At 70.4% G+C, this 16,255-nt stretch carries 18 protein-coding genes; 11 read left to right on the top strand and 7 right to left on the bottom strand.

The window, feature by feature from the left end; genetic code table 11:
- Window positions 1-120: 120 nt before the first annotated feature.
- From K3769_RS07625 to moaA, 3 genes are all read left to right on the top strand, one after another.
- The gene (locus tag K3769_RS07625) at window positions 121-477 is read left to right on the top strand and encodes a DUF485 domain-containing protein (protein ID WP_267025676.1); all 357 of its coding nucleotides are present in this window, start codon (window positions 121-123) and stop codon (window positions 475-477) included.
- Window positions 474-2,117, top strand: coding sequence for a monocarboxylic acid transporter (locus K3769_RS07620; protein WP_267025675.1), 1,644 nt, complete (start codon window positions 474-476; stop codon window positions 2,115-2,117). Before K3769_RS07625 ends, K3769_RS07620 begins: the two co-directional genes overlap by 4 nt.
- 274 nt (window positions 2,118-2,391) lie before the next feature.
- On the top strand, window positions 2,392-3,381 hold the full coding sequence (gene moaA / locus K3769_RS07615; RefSeq protein ID WP_267025674.1) for a GTP 3',8-cyclase MoaA: 990 nt from the start codon (window positions 2,392-2,394) through the stop codon (window positions 3,379-3,381).
- 28 nt (window positions 3,382-3,409) lie between these two features.
- Here moaA and K3769_RS07610 read toward each other — a convergent pair whose 3' ends face one another.
- Window positions 3,410-3,667, bottom strand: coding sequence for a hypothetical protein (locus K3769_RS07610; protein WP_267025673.1), 258 nt, complete (start codon window positions 3,665-3,667; stop codon window positions 3,410-3,412).
- A 244-nt stretch (window positions 3,668-3,911) separates the two neighbouring features.
- Window positions 3,912-4,298, bottom strand: coding sequence for a DUF3099 domain-containing protein (locus K3769_RS07605; RefSeq protein WP_267025672.1), 387 nt, complete (start codon window positions 4,296-4,298; stop codon window positions 3,912-3,914).
- 212 nt (window positions 4,299-4,510) lie between these two features.
- Between K3769_RS07605 and K3769_RS07600 the strand changes: the two genes are divergently transcribed.
- Entirely contained in the window at window positions 4,511-4,786 is a 276-nt protein-coding gene (locus K3769_RS07600) for a GlsB/YeaQ/YmgE family stress response membrane protein (protein WP_107017771.1), read from the top strand.
- An 82-nt stretch (window positions 4,787-4,868) separates the two neighbouring features.
- On the opposite strand, the gene tyrS is transcribed toward K3769_RS07600, so the two are convergent.
- From tyrS to K3769_RS07585, 3 genes are all read right to left on the bottom strand, one after another.
- On the bottom strand, window positions 4,869-6,137 hold the full coding sequence (gene tyrS, locus K3769_RS07595; protein WP_267025671.1) for a tyrosine--tRNA ligase: 1,269 nt from the start codon (window positions 6,135-6,137) through the stop codon (window positions 4,869-4,871).
- Between the two features lie 72 nt (window positions 6,138-6,209).
- On the bottom strand, window positions 6,210-7,601 hold the full coding sequence (locus K3769_RS07590) for a metallopeptidase TldD-related protein (protein WP_267025670.1): 1,392 nt from the start codon (window positions 7,599-7,601) through the stop codon (window positions 6,210-6,212).
- Window positions 7,598-9,121, bottom strand: coding sequence for a TldD/PmbA family protein (locus K3769_RS07585; protein ID WP_267025669.1), 1,524 nt, complete (start codon window positions 9,119-9,121; stop codon window positions 7,598-7,600). Before K3769_RS07585 ends, K3769_RS07590 begins: the two co-directional genes overlap by 4 nt.
- A 184-nt stretch (window positions 9,122-9,305) precedes the next feature.
- Here K3769_RS07585 and fabG point away from each other — a divergent pair, with 184 nt between their 5' ends.
- From fabG to K3769_RS40690, 3 genes are all read left to right on the top strand, one after another.
- Window positions 9,306-10,025 carry a 3-oxoacyl-[acyl-carrier-protein] reductase gene (gene fabG / locus K3769_RS07580; RefSeq protein WP_267025668.1) on the top strand — a complete coding sequence of 240 codons (720 nt, stop codon included), beginning with the start codon at window positions 9,306-9,308 and terminating at the stop codon, window positions 10,023-10,025.
- A gap of 5 nt (window positions 10,026-10,030) precedes the next feature.
- The gene (gene fabI / locus K3769_RS07575) at window positions 10,031-10,801 is read left to right on the top strand and encodes an enoyl-ACP reductase FabI (protein WP_267025667.1); all 771 of its coding nucleotides are present in this window, start codon (window positions 10,031-10,033) and stop codon (window positions 10,799-10,801) included.
- 246 nt (window positions 10,802-11,047) lie between these two features.
- Entirely contained in the window at window positions 11,048-11,383 is a 336-nt protein-coding gene (locus tag K3769_RS40690; RefSeq protein ID WP_372515140.1) for a hypothetical protein, read from the top strand.
- On the opposite strand, the gene K3769_RS07565 is transcribed toward K3769_RS40690, so the two are convergent.
- Complete coding sequence (locus tag K3769_RS07565; protein WP_267025666.1) at window positions 11,367-12,134, bottom strand: FadR/GntR family transcriptional regulator; 768 nt, start codon at window positions 12,132-12,134, stop codon at window positions 11,367-11,369. The genes K3769_RS40690 and K3769_RS07565 overlap by 17 nt on opposite strands.
- A gap of 61 nt (window positions 12,135-12,195) precedes the next feature.
- Here K3769_RS07565 and K3769_RS07560 point away from each other — a divergent pair, with 61 nt between their 5' ends.
- The 4 genes from K3769_RS07560 to K3769_RS07545 all read left to right on the top strand — a co-directional run bounded on the left by K3769_RS07560 (window position 12,196) and on the right by K3769_RS07545 (window position 14,780).
- Window positions 12,196-13,566 (top strand): CynX/NimT family MFS transporter, encoded by a 1,371-nt coding sequence (locus K3769_RS07560; RefSeq protein ID WP_372514880.1) that lies wholly within the window; start codon window positions 12,196-12,198, stop codon window positions 13,564-13,566.
- 60 nt (window positions 13,567-13,626) lie between these two features.
- Window positions 13,627-13,743 (top strand): SGM_5486 family transporter-associated protein, encoded by a 117-nt coding sequence (locus K3769_RS07555; protein ID WP_107017780.1) that lies wholly within the window; start codon window positions 13,627-13,629, stop codon window positions 13,741-13,743.
- A 181-nt stretch (window positions 13,744-13,924) separates the two neighbouring features.
- On the top strand, window positions 13,925-14,140 hold the full coding sequence (locus tag K3769_RS07550; protein WP_267025664.1) for a hypothetical protein: 216 nt from the start codon (window positions 13,925-13,927) through the stop codon (window positions 14,138-14,140).
- Window positions 14,141-14,264: 124 nt separating this feature from the next.
- Window positions 14,265-14,780: a SixA phosphatase family protein gene (locus tag K3769_RS07545; protein WP_267025663.1), complete on the top strand. Its 516-nt coding sequence runs from the start codon at window positions 14,265-14,267 to the stop codon at window positions 14,778-14,780.
- 128 nt (window positions 14,781-14,908) lie between these two features.
- On the opposite strand, the gene serB is transcribed toward K3769_RS07545, so the two are convergent.
- A complete protein-coding gene (serB, locus tag K3769_RS07540; RefSeq protein WP_267025662.1) occupies window positions 14,909-16,126 on the bottom strand; it encodes a phosphoserine phosphatase SerB in 1,218 nt (405 codons plus the stop codon).
- Window positions 16,127-16,255 lie beyond the last annotated feature (129 nt).

Genomic DNA, 16,255 nt, shown 5'->3' with positions numbered 1-16,255 from the left:
CCCGGGGGCCCTAACATCGCCAGCCGGCCCACGTGATCCACGTCACCGTGAGGTCAGAAACCAGCCATGCCCGCACCCGCCTCAGAACCCGCACCCGCACCCGCAACGCGAGGAGACTCCGTGGCCACCGACGCACCACCCCCCTCGAAAGCCGAACCTCATCTCCCGTCCACCGCGGAGTTCGTCGAGGTGCAGGAGAGCGCCGAGTTCGGTGAACTGCGCCGCGCCCACCGCTCCTTCGCCTTCCCGCTAACCATCGGCTTCATCAGCTGGTACCTGCTGTACGTCCTGCTGTCGATCTACGCGGACGACTTCATGGGCACCAAGCTCTTCGGCAACTTCAACGTCGCCTTCGTCCTGGGCCTCGCCCAGTTCCTCACCACGTTCCTCATCGCCTGGTGGTACGAGCGTCACTCCTCGACCAAGCTCGACCCCAAGGCCGAGGCGATCAAGTCCCGGATGGAGGGCGGCGCATGAGCCCCGCGATCGGTCAGGTACAGCTCGCACAGGCGCAGCTCGCGGCGGGGGAGGCCAGCGAGCACCGGCCGCTGATCATCTCCCTGTTCGCGATCTTCGTCGTCGCGACCCTCGTCATCACCGTCTGGGCGGGCCGGCAGACCAAGGACGCCTCCGACTTCTACGCCGGCGGCCGTTCCTTCAGCGCCTTCCAGAACGGACTCGCCGTCTCCGGCGACTACATGTCCGCGGCCTCGTTCCTCGGCATCGCGGGCGCCATCGCTCTCTTCGGCTACGACGGCTTCCTGTACTCCATCGGCTTCCTGGTCGCGTGGCTGGTGGCGCTGTTGCTGGTCGCCGAACCGCTGCGCAACTCCGGCCGCTACACGATGGGCGACGTCCTCGCCTACCGCATGCGCCAGCGCCCGGTCCGTACCGCGGCGGGCACCTCCACGATCGTCGTCTCGATCTTCTACCTGCTCGCGCAGATGGCGGGCGCGGGCGTCCTGGTCTCGCTGCTCCTCGGCATCACCAGCGACGCGGGCAAGGTCGGCATCGTCGCCCTGGTCGGCGTCCTGATGATCGTGTACGTCACCATCGGCGGCATGAAGGGCACCACCTGGGTCCAGATGGTCAAGGCCGTGCTGCTCATCAGCGGCACCCTGCTCATCACCTTCCTGGTGCTGCTCAAGTTCGACTTCAACGTCTCGGACCTGCTCGGTTCGGCGGCCAAGAACAGCGGCGGCGGCGCGGCCTTCCTGGAGCCCGGCCTGAAGTACGGGCTCACGACCACCTCCAGCATCGACTTCATCTCGCTGGGCATCGCCCTGGTGCTGGGCACCGCCGGTCTGCCGCACATCCTGATCCGCTTCTACACCGTGCCCAACGCCAAGGCCGCCCGTAAGTCCGTGAACTGGGCGATCGGCATCATCGGCGGCTTCTACCTGATGACCATCGCGCTCGGCTTCGGCGCGGCGGCCCTCATCTCCAAGAAGGAGATCGTCGAGTCGAACCCCGCGGGCAACACGGCCGCGCCCCTGCTCGCCCTGCATCTGGGCGGCGTCGACTCGGCGTGGGGCGCGATCCTGCTCGCCACGATCTCCGCGGTGGCCTTCGCCACGATCCTCGCCGTGGTCGCCGGTCTGACCCTCGCGTCGTCCTCGTCGTTCGCGCACGACATCTACGCGAACGTCATCAAGAAGGGCCAGGCCACCGAGAAGGAGGAGCTCAGGGCCGCCCGGTACGCCACCATCGGCATCGGTGTCGTCTCCATCGGCCTCGGCGCCCTCGCCCGTGACCTGAACGTCGCGGGCCTCGTCGCCCTGGCCTTCGCGGTCGCCGCCTCCGCCAACCTGCCGACGATCCTCTACAGCCTCTTCTGGAAGCGGTTCACCACCCAGGGCGCGCTGTGGTCGATCTACGGAGGACTCGCCACGGCGGTCGGCCTGGTGCTCTTCTCGCCGGTCGTCTCGGGCAAGGCCACCTCGATGTTCCCGGACGTCGACTTCCACTGGTTCCCCCTGGAGAACCCGGGCATCATCTCGATCCCCGTCGGCTTCCTGCTGGGCTTCCTCGGCACCCTCCTGTCCAAGGAGGAGCCCGACGCCGGCAAGTACGCCGAGCTGGAGGTCCGTTCCCTCACCGGAACCGGGGCGCACTGACCGGAGCGCACAGACCGAAGCGCGCTGACCGCTCGTTATCGCCCGGTCAGGTACCGACTGTCACGCACCGCGGCCACGTCGTAGATCCCTACGACGTGGCCGCGGTGCGTCTCGTGGGATCGGGCCACGCGTGTTGTCGGTCCTGTCACGTAGGCTCGTTCGTATCGTCGACCGATCGTTCGAAGCGGATTCGAAGCGATCCGGTCGTTCGCATCGGTCCGGCCGTCCACCACGGTCGGTCCGTGTCGCGGTCCGTATCGAGGGAGGGGCCCACGTGCTCATCGACACCTACGGCCGGGTGGCCACCGACCTGCGCGTCTCACTGACCGACCGGTGCAACCTCAGATGTACGTACTGCATGCCCGAGGAGGGCCTGCAGTGGCTGGCCAAGCCCGACCTGCTCACGGACGACGAGATCGTCCGCCTCATCGACCTCGCGGTGACCCGGCTCGGCATCACCGAGGTCCGCTTCACCGGCGGGGAGCCCCTGCTGCGCCCCGGTCTGGTCGGGATCGTCGAGCGCGTGGCCGCCCTCGAACCCCGCCCCCAGATGTCCCTGACGACGAACGGCATCGGCCTCAGGCGCACCGCGACCGCCCTCAAGGCGGCGGGCCTCGACCGGGTGAACGTCTCGCTGGACACCCTGCGCCCGGACGTCTTCAAGACCCTCACCCGCCGCGACCGCCACAAGGACGTCATCGAGGGCCTCGAAGCGGCCCGCGCCGCGGGACTGACCCCGGTCAAGGTCAACTCCGTACTGATGCCCGGACTGAACGAGGACGAGGCGCCGGACCTGCTCGCCTGGGCCGTGGAGAACGACTACGAACTGCGGTTCATCGAGCAGATGCCGCTGGACGCGCAGCACGGCTGGAAGCGCGAAGGAATGGTCACCGCCGGTGACATCCTCGCCTCGCTGCGCACGCGCTTCGAACTCACCGAGGAGGGCTCCGAGGAGCGCGGCTCGGCACCCGCCGAGCGCTGGTTGGTGGACGGCGGCCCCCACCGGGTCGGCGTGATCGCCTCGGTCACCCGCCCGTTCTGCTCGGCCTGCGACCGTACGCGGCTCACCGCGGACGGGCAGGTCCGCACCTGCCTCTTCGCCCAGGAGGAGACCGACCTGCGGGCGGCGCTCCGCTCGGACGCGCCGGACGAGGAGATCGCCCGGATCTGGCGGCTGGCGATGTGGGGAAAGAAGGCCGGAGCGGGCCTGGACGACCCCTCCTTCGTTCAGCCGGACCGCCCGATGTCGGCGATCGGCGGCTGACCGCCCGGCCCGTCGCAGGGGCCTCGCGTCAGCTTCCGGGCGGTTGTTCCGCGGACTCCCATTCCGCCAGGAGGACCACGTCCTTCAGGAATCCGCGGACGCTCAAAAACTTCGACAGATGGTCGCGGTGTTCCTCGCACGCGAGCCAGGTCTTGCGGCGCTCCGGCGTGTGCAGTTTCGGGTTGTTCCAGGCGAGCACCCACACGGCGTCGGCCCGGCAGCCCTTCGCGGAGCAGATGGGGGAGGACGGCGACGACGGCTCGGAACCGGGAACGTTCAGGATCACGTCCTCGACACTAGCCGAGTCCAGAAGGGCTCCGACGGCCCCTGTCGGCTCCGGAAAAGGCGACGCCGAGCAGCCACGGGGGGAGCTGCCCGGCGTCGGTCTGTCACTCCGACGGGGGATGCGGAGTGCGTACCAAGTATGTCACGGGTAACCCATCGCCCGGCAACGGAACAACATGATTGATCTGAGCTTTTCTTGAGCTTGGGAGAGGATTCGGATTCCGCTTTTTCCCGGTCCCCGGTGCTCAGGCCCGCTCGTGCGGCTCGTCCCGCAGCCCGGTGCCGGGGGCGGCCGTCAGGTCTTCCGCGACGGGTTCCGCGGTCCCCCCGGCGCGCGGAGCCGCGAGCATCGGACGGGTCGGAGCGGTCACGAAAGTGGACGGCAGCGACGGTACGTTCTCACGTCCCGCGTTGGCGATCACGACGGAGATGTAGGGGAGCAGCACGCCGAGCACCAGCGCAACGACGGCGACATGGCGCTCCACGTTCCAGAGCGTGGCCGCGAGGACGACGGAAACCGTGCGGACGGACATCGAGATGATGTAGCGCCGCTGCCTGCCGCGTACGTCGTCGGTGAGTCCCTGCCTGGCCCCGGTGATCCGGAAGACCTCGGTCTCGCTCTGCTTCCGCATCACGTTCCACCACCCCGCCTGCGTCGGACGCTCCCTGGCCCGTACGGGCAACAACGTTACGCCGCGGTCGCGCCGCCCACGAGGCCGGGTCGCCTCCGGCGCGGGTGGGGACGGCTGCGCCGTACCGCGTATGGCTGTGCCCGACATGCGCCGTAGGGGACCCGGGCCGACACTGGGCGTAATGCTCGCGTAGAGCCGTATAGGAGGCAGCCATGGGCTGGTTGTGGGCGATCATCGTGGGATTCGTGCTGGGCTTGCTGGCCAAGGCGATCATTCCGGGCAAGCAGCACAGTCCGCTCTGGCTCACCACGATCTTCGGAATCATCGGTGCGATCGTGGGCAACGCGATCGCCCGCGGTATCGGCATCGGGGAGACCAGCGGTATCGACTGGGGCCGTCACGCCCTTCAGCTGGTCGCCGCGGTCGTCATCGTCTTCCTGGGAGACATGCTCTACACCGCGATGAAGGGCAACAAACAAAGAGCCTGAGCCAAAGGCAAAAGACTGCGCCGTTCCCCGCGCCCCTGAAAAGGGGCGCGGGGAACGGCGCAATCCTTTTGCTTTCAAGTTTTCAAGCGGGCACGACTTCCACTGCCGCGAGCGACTTCTTGCCCCGCCGCAGCACCAGCCACCGCCCGTGCAGAAGATCCTCCGCCGCGGGCACCGCGTCCTCCGCGGCGACCTTCACATTGTTCACGTACGCCCCGCCCTCCTTCACGGCCCGCCGCGCGGCGGACTTGCTGGGCACGAGCCCGACCTCGGCGAACAGGTCGACCACCGGTCCCGGCGAGGACACCCGCACCCGGGGCAGCTCGGACAGCGCGGCACTCAGCGTCGCCGCGTCGAGCTCACCCAGCTCCCCCTGCCCGAACAGCGCCCGCGAAGCGGCGATCACGGCGGCGGTCTGCCCGGCGCCGTGCACCAGCGTCGTCAGCTCCTCCGCCAGCGCCCGCTGCGCCGCCCGGGCCTGCGGACGCTCCTCGGTCAGCTTCTCCAGCTCCTCCAGCTCCTGTCGGGACCTGAAGGACAAGATCCGCAGGTACGTCGAGACGTCGCGGTCGTCCACGTTCAGCCAGAACTGGTAGAACGCGTACGGCGTCGTCATCTCCGGGTCGAGCCAGACGGCCCCGCCCTCGGTCTTGCCGAACTTGGTGCCGTCCGCCTTGACCATCAGCGGCGTCGCGATGCAGTGCGCCTGCGCGTCCGGCTCCAGGCGGTGGATCAGGTCCAGGCCCGCCGTGAGGTTGCCCCACTGGTCGCTGCCGCCCTGCTGGAGCGTGCAGCCGTACCGGCGGTACAGCTCCAGGAAGTCCATGCCCTGGAGCAGCTGGTAGCTGAACTCCGTGTAGCTGATGCCCTCCTGGGACTCCAGGCGCCGGGCGACCGAGTCCTTGGTGAGCATCTTGTTGACGCGGAAGTGCTTGCCGATGTCCCGCAGGAACTCGATGGCCGACAGGCCGGCCGTCCAGTCCAGGTTGTTCACCATGACCGCGGCGTTCTCGCCCTCGAAGGACAGGAACGGCTCGATCTGGGAGCGCAGCCGGCCCACCCAGGCGGAGACCGTCTCCGGGTCGTTCAGCGTGCGCTCCGCCGTCGGGCGCGGGTCGCCGATCTGGCCGGTCGCCCCGCCCACCAGGGCCAGCGGACGCAGGCCCGCCTGCTGGAGCCGGCGCATCGTGAGGACCTGCACCAGGTGTCCGACGTGCAGGGAGGCCGCGGTCGGGTCGAAGCCGCAATAGAAGGTGACGGGACCGTCCGCGAGCGCCTTGCGCAATGCGTTCTCGTCGGTGGACAGGGCGAACAGCCCGCGCCACTTCAGCTCGTCGACGATGTCCGTCACGGTTCTCGCGTCTCCTCGGATGATCTTCGGGGTGCAGTCGGCAGGGACCTGCCGACTGCGAGGCTATCGAGGTTATACGCCCTGGCTGACCGAGCTCATATTGAAATCCGGCACCCGCAGCGCCGGCATCGCGGCCCGGGTGAACCAGTCGCTCCACTCGCGCGGCAGCGTCTTCTCGGTCCGCCCCGCCTCCGTCGCCCGGCCCAGCAGCCCCACCGGCGACTCGTTGAACCGGAAGTTGTTCACCTCGCCGGTGACCTCGCCGTTCTCCACGAGGTAGACGCCGTCCCGGGTCAGCCCGGTCAGCAACAGCGTCGCCGGATCGACCTCCCGGATGTACCAGAGGCAGGTCAGCAGCAGCCCGCGCCCGGTCGCGGCGACCATCTCCTCCAGCGACGTCTCGTCGCCGCCGTCGAGGATGAGGTTGCCGATGCCGGGAGCCACCGGCAGACCGGTCAGGACCGCGCTGTGCCGGGTGCTCGTCAGACGCTTCAGCTGCCCCTCGCGGACCCACTCCGTGGCCGCGAGGGGCAGCCCGTTGTCGAAGACGGAGGCGTCGTCCCCGGAGGAGTGGGTGAGGACGAAGGGCGCGCATTCGAGCCCGGGCTCGTTCGGGTCGCTGCGCAGGGTGAGCGGCAGGTCGCTGAGCCGGTCGCCGACGCGGGTGCCACCGGGCTTGCTGAACACCGTCCGGCCCTCCGCCGCGTCCCGGGCCGCCGCCGACCACAGCTGGTAGATCAGCAGGTCCGCGACGGCGGTCGGCGGCAGCAGCGTCTCGTACCGCCCGGCGGGCAGGTCGATCCGCCGCTCCGCCCAGCCCAGCCGGACGGCCAGCTCGGCGTCGAGCGCCGCCGGGTCGACGTCCTTGAAGTCCCGTGTGGAGCGGCCGGCCCACGCCGAGCGCGTACGGTCCGGGGACTTGGCGTTCAGCTCCAGCGTCCCGTTGGGCTGGTCGTGGCGCAGACGCAGCCCCGTGGACGTACCGAGGTAGCTGCTGACGAGCTCGTGGTTGGCGAAGCCGTACAGCTCGCGGCCGCCCGTACGCGCGTGGGCGAACGATTCGCCGAGCGCCGGGGCGAAGTCGGTGAACACCGCCGACGAGGTCTCGGCGGGCGCGTCCGTGAAGTCGGGGGAGGCGGGCACGCCCTCGACGAGCGGCTGCGCGTCCTCGGCGGGGCCCGCCCCGCGCGCCGCGGCCTCCGCGGCCCGTACCAGCGGCTCCAGCTCGTCGGCGGTCACGGCGGAGCGGGAGACGACCCCGGAGGCGGTGCCCTCGCGGCCGTCGACCGTGGCGACGACGGTCAGCGTGCGCCCGCGCGTGACACCGTTGGTGGTCAGCGCGTTGCCCGCCCAGCGCAGGTTCGCGGTCGACCGCTCGTCGGCGATGACGACACACCCGTCGGCCCGGGACAGCGCGAGGGCACGCTCGACGATCTCGTGCGGCTTGTTCGTACGAGGACTCATCGACCGGCCTCCTGCGTGGTGTTCAGAATGTTGACGCCCTTGAAGAGGGCCGACGGGCAGCCGTGCGAGACCGCCGCGACCTGGCCCGGCTGGGCCTTGCCGCAGTTGAAGGCGCCGCCCAGGACGTAGGTCTGCGGGCCGCCGACCGCCGCCATCGAGCCCCAGAAGTCCGTGGTCGTCGCCTGGTAGGCGACATCCCGCAGCTGGCCCGTGATCTGCCCGTTCTCGATCTTGAAGAACCGCTGGCCGGTGAACTGGAAGTTGTAGCGCTGCATGTCGATCGACCAGGACCGGTCACCGACGACGTAGATCCCGCGGTCGACGCTCCCGATGAGGTCGTCCGTGGACATCCCCGCCGGATCGGGCCGCAGCGACACGTTCGCCATGCGCTGTACGGGCACATGCGCGGGCGAGTCGGCGTACGCGCAGCCGTTGGACCGCTCGAAGCCGGTCAGCCTCGCGATCCTGCGGTCCAGCTGGTAGCCGACGAGCGTGCCGTCCTTCACCAGGTCCCAGGACTGCCCCGCCACACCCTCGTCGTCGTACCCGATGGTCGCGAGCCCGTGCTCGGCGGTGCGGTCACCGGTGACGTTCATCAGCTCGGAGCCGTAGCGCAGCTTGCCCAGCTGGTCGAAGGTGGCGAACGAGGTCCCGGCGTACGCGGCCTCGTACCCCAGTGCGCGGTCCAGCTCGGTGGCGTGGCCGATGGACTCGTGGATGGTCAGCCACAGGTTGGACGGGTCCACGACCAGGTCGTACATCCCGGCCGTGACGCTCGGCGCCCGCATCTTCTCCGCCAGCAGCTCCGGGATCCGCCCGAGCTCCTCCTCCCAGTCCCAGCCGGTGCCGGTGAGGTACTCCCAGCCGCGCCCGACGGGCGGCGCGATCGTGCGCATCGAGTCGAACTCGCCGCTCGACTCGTCGACGGCCACGGCGGTCAGCTGGGGGTGCAGCCTGACCCGCTGCTGGGTGGTCACCGTGCCCGCGGTGTCCGCGTAGAACTTGTTCTCGTGGACGGTCGTCAGCGAGGCGTCGACATGGCTGACACCGGCCGCCCCGAGCAGCCGCGCACTCCACTCGGCCAGCAGCGCGGACTTCTCCTCGTCCGGTACGGAGAAGGGGTCGATCTCGTACGAGGAGATCCACGTCTTCTCGGCGTGCACGGGCTCATCGGCCAGCTCCACGCGCTCGTCCGAGCCCGCCGCCCTGATCACCTGCGCCGACAGCTTGGCCATCGCCACGGCCTGCGACGCCACCTTCGCGGCGGCGTCCATCGTCAGGTCGACACCGGAGGCGAACCCCCAGGTCCCGCCGTGCACGACCCGTACCGCGTACCCGAGGTCGGTCGTGTCCGAGGAACCGGCGGGCTTCGCGTCCCGCAGCCGCCAGGACGCGCTGCGCACCCGCTCGAACCGGAAGTCCGCATGGTCGGCGCCCAGCGCCCGGGCCCGCGCGAGCGCCGCGTCGGCCAGGGCCCGTAGCGGCAGTGCCGTGAAGGCTTCGTCGATGGAATGGGGCACGGAGGTCTCCCTTGTTGTCGCCTGTCGGTCCGATCATGTCGCGCGGGCGGGCCCGGCGGCCAGACCTTTCTGTAGGGATCCGACAGCGAGTCCCCCGAGCCACTGTCGGTGCCCGATTCTCCGCGGGACCGACCGTACCGATAGGTTTTTGAGGTACCAGACCGGCTATCGAAAGGGTGATCCGTTGAGCCGCTCGGTTCTCGTCACCGGAGGAAACCGGGGCATCGGCCTCGCCATCGCCCGCACGTTCGCCGACGCGGGCGACAAGGTCGCGATCACATACCGTTCGGGCGAGCCCCCGGCCGCCCTCACCGAACTGGGCTGCCTCGCGGTCAAGTGCGACATCACCGACACCGAGCAGGTGGAGCAGGCCTACAAGGAGGTCGAGGCCGCGCACGGCCCGGTCGAGGTGCTCGTGGCCAACGCCGGTGTCACCAAGGACCAGTTGCTGATGCGGATGTCAGAGGAGGACTTCACGTCCGTCCTGGACACCAACCTGACGGGCACCTTCCGGGTCGTGAAGCGCGCCAACCGCGGCATGCTGCGCGCCAAGAAGGGCCGCGTCGTCCTGATCTCCTCGGTGGTCGGCCTCCTCGGCTCGGCCGGCCAGGCGAACTACGCCGCGTCCAAGGCCGGCCTGGTCGGCTTCGCGCGCTCGCTCGCCCGTGAGCTCGGCTCGCGCAACCTCACCTTCAACGTCGTCGCGCCCGGTTTCGTCGACACCGACATGACCAAGGCGCTCACCGACGAGCAGCGTGAGGCCATCGTGAAGCAGGTGCCGCTCGGCCGCTACGCGCAGCCCGAGGAGATCGCCGCGACGGTGCGGTTCCTCGCCTCGGAAGAGGCCTCGTACATCACTGGAGCCGTCATCCCCGTAGACGGCGGACTGGGAATGGGTCACTGATCACCATGAGCGGAATTCTTGAGGGCAAGCGTGTCCTGATCACCGGTGTGCTGATGGAGTCGTCCATCGCCTTCCACACCGCGAGGCTGGCCCAGGAGCAGGGTGCCGAGATCATCCTGACCGCGTTCCCGCGGCCCACGCTGACCGAGCGCATCGCCCGGAAGCTGCCCAGGCCCACCAAGGTCATCGAGCTCGACGTGACCAACGACGAGCACCTCGGGCGGCTCGCCGAGGTCGTCGGCGCGGAGCTGGGCAGTCTCGACGGGGTCGTGCACTCCATCGGCTTCGCCCCGCAGGACGCCCTGGGCGGCAACTTCCTGAACACGCCGTTCGAGTCGGTCGCCACCGCCATGCACGTCTCCGCCTTCTCCCTGAAGTCGCTGACCATGGCCTGCCTGCCGCTGATGCAGAACGGCGGCGGCTCGGTCGTCGGCCTCACCTTCGACGCCCAGTACGCGTGGCCGCAGTACGACTGGATGGGTCCGGCCAAGGCCGCCCTGGAGGCCACCAACCGCTACCTCGCCCGCGACCTGGGCAAGCAGAACGTGCGTTCCAACCTCATCTCGGCCGGTCCGATCGGCTCGATGGCCGCCAAGTCCATCCCTGGCTTCGGCGAGCTGGCCGCCGTCTGGGACGACCGCGCGCCCCTGGAGTGGGACCTCAAGGACCCCGAGCCGGCCGGCCGCGGTGTCGTCGCCCTGCTCAGCGACTGGTTCCCGAAGACCACCGGCGAGATCATCCACGTCGACGGCGGTCTGCACGCGATCGGCGCGTAACCGCTGCCGCGAAGGCGCCCCTACGGTGTCGGCGCCCCGTTCCCCGCAGAGCGCGGGGAGCGGGGCGTCACCCGTTCGGCCCCACCGGCCGGGCGGCCAGGAGGGGTAACGGCCCACTCTGGAGTAGGAGTTCTTCTCCCGAGATGCCCTCCAGAGCCCAGCCGAGGAGGTCCCTTTGTGCGCCTGTCCCAGGCCCGATGCACCCGTCGGCTCCCCAGGAACGGTTTCGCGGCGGCCCCCGCCGCGCTGTTCGCCGCTCTGACCCTGCTGCTCGCGGCGCCCTCCGACGCCGCCTCCCACACCGCGCACAGCGCGGTAACGACGCCCCACGCGCGCGTGCCCGCCGAGAAGCGGCCCTTCGGGGCCGCGTGCCGGACCGTCGTCGACGGCTCCCACGTGACGGCGTACTGCCACAACCCGTATCCGGAGTCCGACCATGTCGGACTGCACATCGAGTGCGACCGGTGGTGGGACCTCGACGCCGACGGTACGAGGGTCGAGGCGGGGCCCGCGCAGAACGTCCGGCTGACCGGCCGCTGCTGGAAGGAAGTCCGCTCGGCGTGGGTCAGCCACCAGAAGTGACGTCTGCCTCCTGTCCTGGCTGAGCCTCCTGTCCTGGCTGCCCCCGCTGTCCCGTCCGCCCCGGCCGTCCAGCCGCCGCGGACCGCCCGGGGCGGCACAGGAACGGATAGCCGGCCGCCTCCGAGGCCGCCGTCTGCGCGTCGCCCGCGCGGATCGCGTCCACCAGGCGTGTGTGGTCCATGTGCGTCTCGGGCGTCAGCTCCTCGCCGACGTCCTCGCGCAGCCAGTCGCGCACGACCTCGCCCAGGTCCGCGTACATCGCCGTCATGACGTCGTTGTGGGAAGCGGCGACCACGGCCAGGTGGAAGGTCGTGTCGGCGGTCACGAAGGCCTCCGTGTCGCCGGACTCCCAGGCCTCCTCACGGCGTACGAGCAGCGCGTCCAGCTGTTTGAGATCGCGCTCGGTACGGCGCTCGGCGGCCAGCCTCGCCGCGCTCGACTCCAGCGTGGAGCGCAGCTCGGCGATGTGCCGCGGGTCGGCGTCCGCGAACCGGCGGTGCATCACCCCGGCCAGCTCGCTGGTGGCCAGCACGTAGGTGCCCGAGCCCTGCCGGATGTCGAGCAGGCCGTTGTGGGCGAGGGCCCGCACGGCCTCCCGGACGGTGTTGCGGGCCACTCCCAGCTGCTCGACCAGCTCGGGCTCGGTGGGGATGCGGGAGCCCACCGGCCACTCGCCCGAGGCGATCTCGTTCCGCAGAGCGGCGATGACCTGCTCGGACAGTGCCGACCGACGAGGGTGGCTCAGGGGCATGACGGTCCTTCGCGCCAGGGGGTTGGACAACCAATCATCCCATGATTCTATGATGGGGTTCATGACAGGCGAGGAAACCAGGACGACCGTGTCCCCATCGATACCGACCACGACACCGGTACGCGGCTCCGCGCGGGTCGCCGACCCGCACACGCCCCCCACGCGCGCGTGGATGACGCGTCTGGTGATCGCCGGCATCGTCCTGACGGCCCTCAACCTGCGCCCCGCCATCACCAGCCTGGGCGCCCTCCTCGAAGAGGTGCGCGACGGCCTCGGCATGAGCGGCAGCGTCGCCGGACTCCTCACCTCCGTACCGCCGCTCTGCTTCGCCGTCTTCGGCGTCATGGCGCCGCGCCTCGCCCGTCGCTTCGGACCCGCCGCGGTGGTCTGTGCCGGCATGCTCGCGATCGGTACGGGGCTGGTGCTGCGCCCCTTCGTGGGCGGCACGGCGGGCTTCCTGGTGGCCAGCGCCCTCGCCCTCATGGGCATCGCCGTCAGCAACGTCCTCATGCCGGTGATCGTCAAGCGCTGGTTCCCGGACCGGGTCGGCACCATGACCGGCCTCTACTCCATGGCCCTCGCCCTCGGCACCGCCGCCGCGGCGGCCGTCACCGTGCCCATGACCCGGGCCCTGGGCGGGAACTGGCAGTCGGGCCTCGCCGTCTGGGCGGCTCTCGCAGCCGCCGCCGTCCTGCCCTGGATCCCGCTGGTACGGGCCAAGGGCACCCCCTTGTCCGCCGAGCCCGCCCCGGCCCGGGCCCCTGCGGCTGCTCCGGCCCGCGCTTCGGCACCTGCCCAGACTTCGGTCCCGGCCTCGGTTTCCGGGGCGCGGGAGGCGTCCGCCCCGCTGCGGATCACCCGCAGTCGTACCGCCTGGGCCCTCGCCGTCTTCTTCGGGCTGCAGGCCACCGCCGCGTACATCACGATGGGCTGGATGGCGCAGATCTTCCGGGACGCCGGCGTCCCGGCGGGCACCGCCGGACTACTGCTCGCGGTCACGATGGTGATGGGCGTGCCCCTCGCCTTCGTCATACCGCGGCTGGCCACCCGGCTGCCCCACCAGGGGCCCATCGTCGTCGCCCTCGGCCTCTGCGGGTTCGCCGGCTACGCGGGGCTCTACTTCGCCCCGGCCGGCGGCGCCTGGGCGTGGGCCCTGCTGCTCGGTATCGCCAACTGCGCGTTCCCGCTGGCCCTCACCATGGTCGGCATGCGGGCCAGGACCGGCGCGGGCGTCGTGCAGCTCTCGGCCTTCGCACAGAGCACCGGCTACCTCATCTCGATCCCCGGCCCGCTGCTGGTGGGCGTGCTCTACCAGCACAGCGGCGGCTGGGGGCTGCCGATCGCGCTCATGGCGGGCCTGCTGGTCCCGCAGATCGTGGTGGGCGTCCTGGCGGGCCGCGACCGCACGGTGGAGGACGAGGCCGGGCGCTGACCGCCCCCGGACACCGACCCCACCCGTGAGGAGCCGGGCGAAGAGTGCGAGACTGGGCGTATGCCCGTGCTCGATCCGAACCCCAAGAACGGCCAGAAGAAGATGCTCCTCGTCTTCGGCGCGTTCCTCCTCATCTTCGTGGTCATCGGCGTCATCGCGTCCATCGCCTCACCCTGACCGCACTGCGCCGAGCCCTCACGAGGGCGGGTGGTGGGGTTATCCCCCCGTCCCCTAGGGGGCGAGTGTCAGGGTCAAGTGGGTGGATCACCGGATGGGTTGAGGGTTCCCGAGTCCGTACCTTCGAGATGTGACCGCGAGGACGCGGACCACGGACCACTCGGAGCCCCACGGAGGCGGCATGTCGGCCCCAACGCACACCCCGCCCCACCCGGCGACCGGGCGCGGCGTCGATACGCGACTGCCCTGGTGGGCGCTGCTCCTCCCCGCGCTGGCCTTCGTGGCCCTCCTGCTGCTGATACTGAACCCCGCGGACGCCCACGCGGCGGGCGCGGACCCGGCGGTCGGCAGCCTCTTCGAGCGGATCCAGCAGATGGTGCTGCACCAGGGCTCCTGAGCCGCCCGCGCGTCGCCTCCTGGGACCGTGCCGCACCGGGGCTCCCGAGCTCCCCGCACCCGGTGGTGGGGCAGCGCATCAACTCCCTGCGCCCCGTGGCGTGTTTCATGCGAAGCTGGGACCCATGAGCGTCGCAGAACCCCGCAGGATCGTCCTTTTCCGGCATGCGAAGGCCGACTGGCCCGAAGTGCCCGACCACGAGCGTCCGCTGGCCGAGCGGGGCCGCAAGGACGCCGCCGTCGCCGGACGCAAACTGGCCGATACCGGCATCCCCTTCGATCTGGCCCTCTGCTCCACCGCGACCCGGACCCGCGAGACCTGGAAGCTCGCCGTCCAGGAACTGCCGCGCCGGCCGAAGACGGTCTACGAGGAGCGGCTCTACGAGGCCTCCCCGGGCGAGCTGATCGCCGTACTGAACGAAACGCCGGACGACGCGCAGAACGCCCTCCTGATCGGCCACAACCCCGGGGTGCAGGGTCTCACCGACATCCTCGTCGGCCGGTCCGCGGCCGACGCCCGGGAAGGGGTGAACCGCGAGTTCCACCCCGCCGCGTTCGCCGTCCTCTCCTTCACCGGCTCGTGGAAGAGCCTGGAGCCCGGCGCCGCCACCCTGCTCGACTACTGGGACCCGTCCGAGTGACCACGCCGTGAGCGCGGACGGGGCCCGGCACCATCAGGTGCCGGGCCCCGTCCCTGTCGCGGCAGGCCCCGAGGGAGCCTCCGTGGGACCCCACATGCTCGCGAGAGCGCGTCCACGAGGGCGGGCGGTCAGTCCACGTGCATGTCCGCCGCCTCGACCTCTTCGCGGGTCACGCCCAGCAGGTAGAGGACCGTGTCCAGGAAGGGGAAGTTCACCGCGGTGTGCGCCGCCTGGCGCACCACCGGCTTGGCGTTGAAGGCGACCCCGAGACCGGCCGCGTTGAGCATGTCCAGGTCATTGGCCCCGTCGCCGATCGCCACCGTCTGGGAGATCGGTACGCCCGCCTCCGCGGCGAACCGGCGCAGCAACCGCGCCTTGCCCGCCCGGTCCACGACCTCGCCGATGACCCGGCCCGTCAGTTTCCCGTCGACGATCTCCAGGGTGTTGGCCTGGGCGAAGTCCAGCCCGAGCCGCTCCCGCAGATCGTCCGTGACCTGGGTGAACCCGCCCGAGACGACACCGACCTGGAAGCCGAGCCGCTTCAGCGTGCGGATGAGCGTGCGCGCCCCCGGGGTCAGCCGGACCTCGCTGCGCACCTTGTCCACCACGGAGGCGTCGAGGCCCGCGAGCAGCTTCACGCGTGCGTGCAGGGACTGCTCGAAGTCCAGCTCGCCGCGCATCGCGGCGGCCGTCACCTCGGCGACCTCGGCCTCGCAGCCGGCGTGCGCCGCGAACAGCTCGATGACCTCGTCCTGGATGAGCGTGGAGTCCACGTCCATGACGACCAGGCGCTGGGCCCGCCGGTGCAGCCCGGCCGCGACCACCGCGATGTCGACGCCGAGCGCCGCGGCCTCGGTCACCAGAGCGGTCCGCAGCTTCTCGGGCTCCGTACCGGACACCGCGAACTCGACCGCGGTCACGGGGTACTTGGCGAGCCGGAAGATACGGTCGATGTTGCCGCCGGCCCCGGTGATCCGGGCGGCGATGGCGGCCGTCGACTCAGCGGTGAGCGGATGCCCGAGCACGGTCACCAGCGACCTGCCGTGCCCGCGGGGCCGGTTGTCGCCGCGACCGGAGATGATCTCGGTCTGCAACCGCATCGAGTCCGCCCAGCTGTGCACGGTGGCCCGCAGATCGCCCTCCAGACCGGCCGGCGGATGCGTCACGAGCGCGCACAGCACGATCCGGCCACGGGTGACGACCTGCTCGATGTCGACGACGTCGACCGAGTAGGCGGCGAGGGTGTCGAAGAGTCCGGCGGTGATACCTGGGCGGTCCTTGCCGAAGATCTTGACGAGAAGAGTGGGGACATCAGTGGGAACATCAGAGGTCTGTGATGCGCTCATGGTGCGTACACCGTATCCGGCACTCCGTGCCGGAGGCCCCTGAGGTCCGCCTGACGGACAGGGAACAGTACATGTCGTCCGGGTGTCCCGGGCCCGTACACGCCGTGGCGGCTGTGTCGGCCACACGTC

It is taken from the genome of Streptomyces ortus (assembly GCF_026341275.1).
In the GTDB taxonomy this organism is placed as follows: domain Bacteria; phylum Actinomycetota; class Actinomycetes; order Streptomycetales; family Streptomycetaceae; genus Streptomyces; species Streptomyces ortus.
Note: the sequence above shows the minus strand (reverse complement) of the source record. Positions and strands in the feature narration are given on the sequence as shown.

Bases quoted from the DNA above. Each gene is read 5' to 3' on its own strand.
- K3769_RS07620 (WP_267025675.1), top strand. From the start codon at position 474: ATGAGCCCCGCGATCGGTCAGGTACAGCTCGCACAGGCGCAGCTCGCG.
- K3769_RS07605 (WP_267025672.1), bottom strand. From the start codon at position 4,298: ATGCGGAAGCAGAGCGAGACCGAGGTCTTCCGGATCACCGGGGCCAGG.
- K3769_RS07600 (WP_107017771.1), top strand. From the start codon at position 4,511: ATGGGCTGGTTGTGGGCGATCATCGTGGGATTCGTGCTGGGCTTGCTG.
- K3769_RS07590 (WP_267025670.1), bottom strand. From the start codon at position 7,601: ATGAGTCCTCGTACGAACAAGCCGCACGAGATCGTCGAGCGTGCCCTC.
- fabI (WP_267025667.1), top strand. From the start codon at position 10,031: ATGAGCGGAATTCTTGAGGGCAAGCGTGTCCTGATCACCGGTGTGCTG.
- K3769_RS07565 (WP_267025666.1), bottom strand. From the start codon at position 12,134: ATGCCCCTGAGCCACCCTCGTCGGTCGGCACTGTCCGAGCAGGTCATC.
- K3769_RS07560 (WP_372514880.1), top strand. From the start codon at position 12,196: ATGACAGGCGAGGAAACCAGGACGACCGTGTCCCCATCGATACCGACC.
- K3769_RS07555 (WP_107017780.1), top strand. From the start codon at position 13,627: ATGCCCGTGCTCGATCCGAACCCCAAGAACGGCCAGAAGAAGATGCTC.
- K3769_RS07550 (WP_267025664.1), top strand. From the start codon at position 13,925: ATGTCGGCCCCAACGCACACCCCGCCCCACCCGGCGACCGGGCGCGGC.
- K3769_RS07545 (WP_267025663.1), top strand. From the start codon at position 14,265: ATGAGCGTCGCAGAACCCCGCAGGATCGTCCTTTTCCGGCATGCGAAG.
- serB (WP_267025662.1), bottom strand. From the start codon at position 16,126: ATGAGCGCATCACAGACCTCTGATGTTCCCACTGATGTCCCCACTCTT.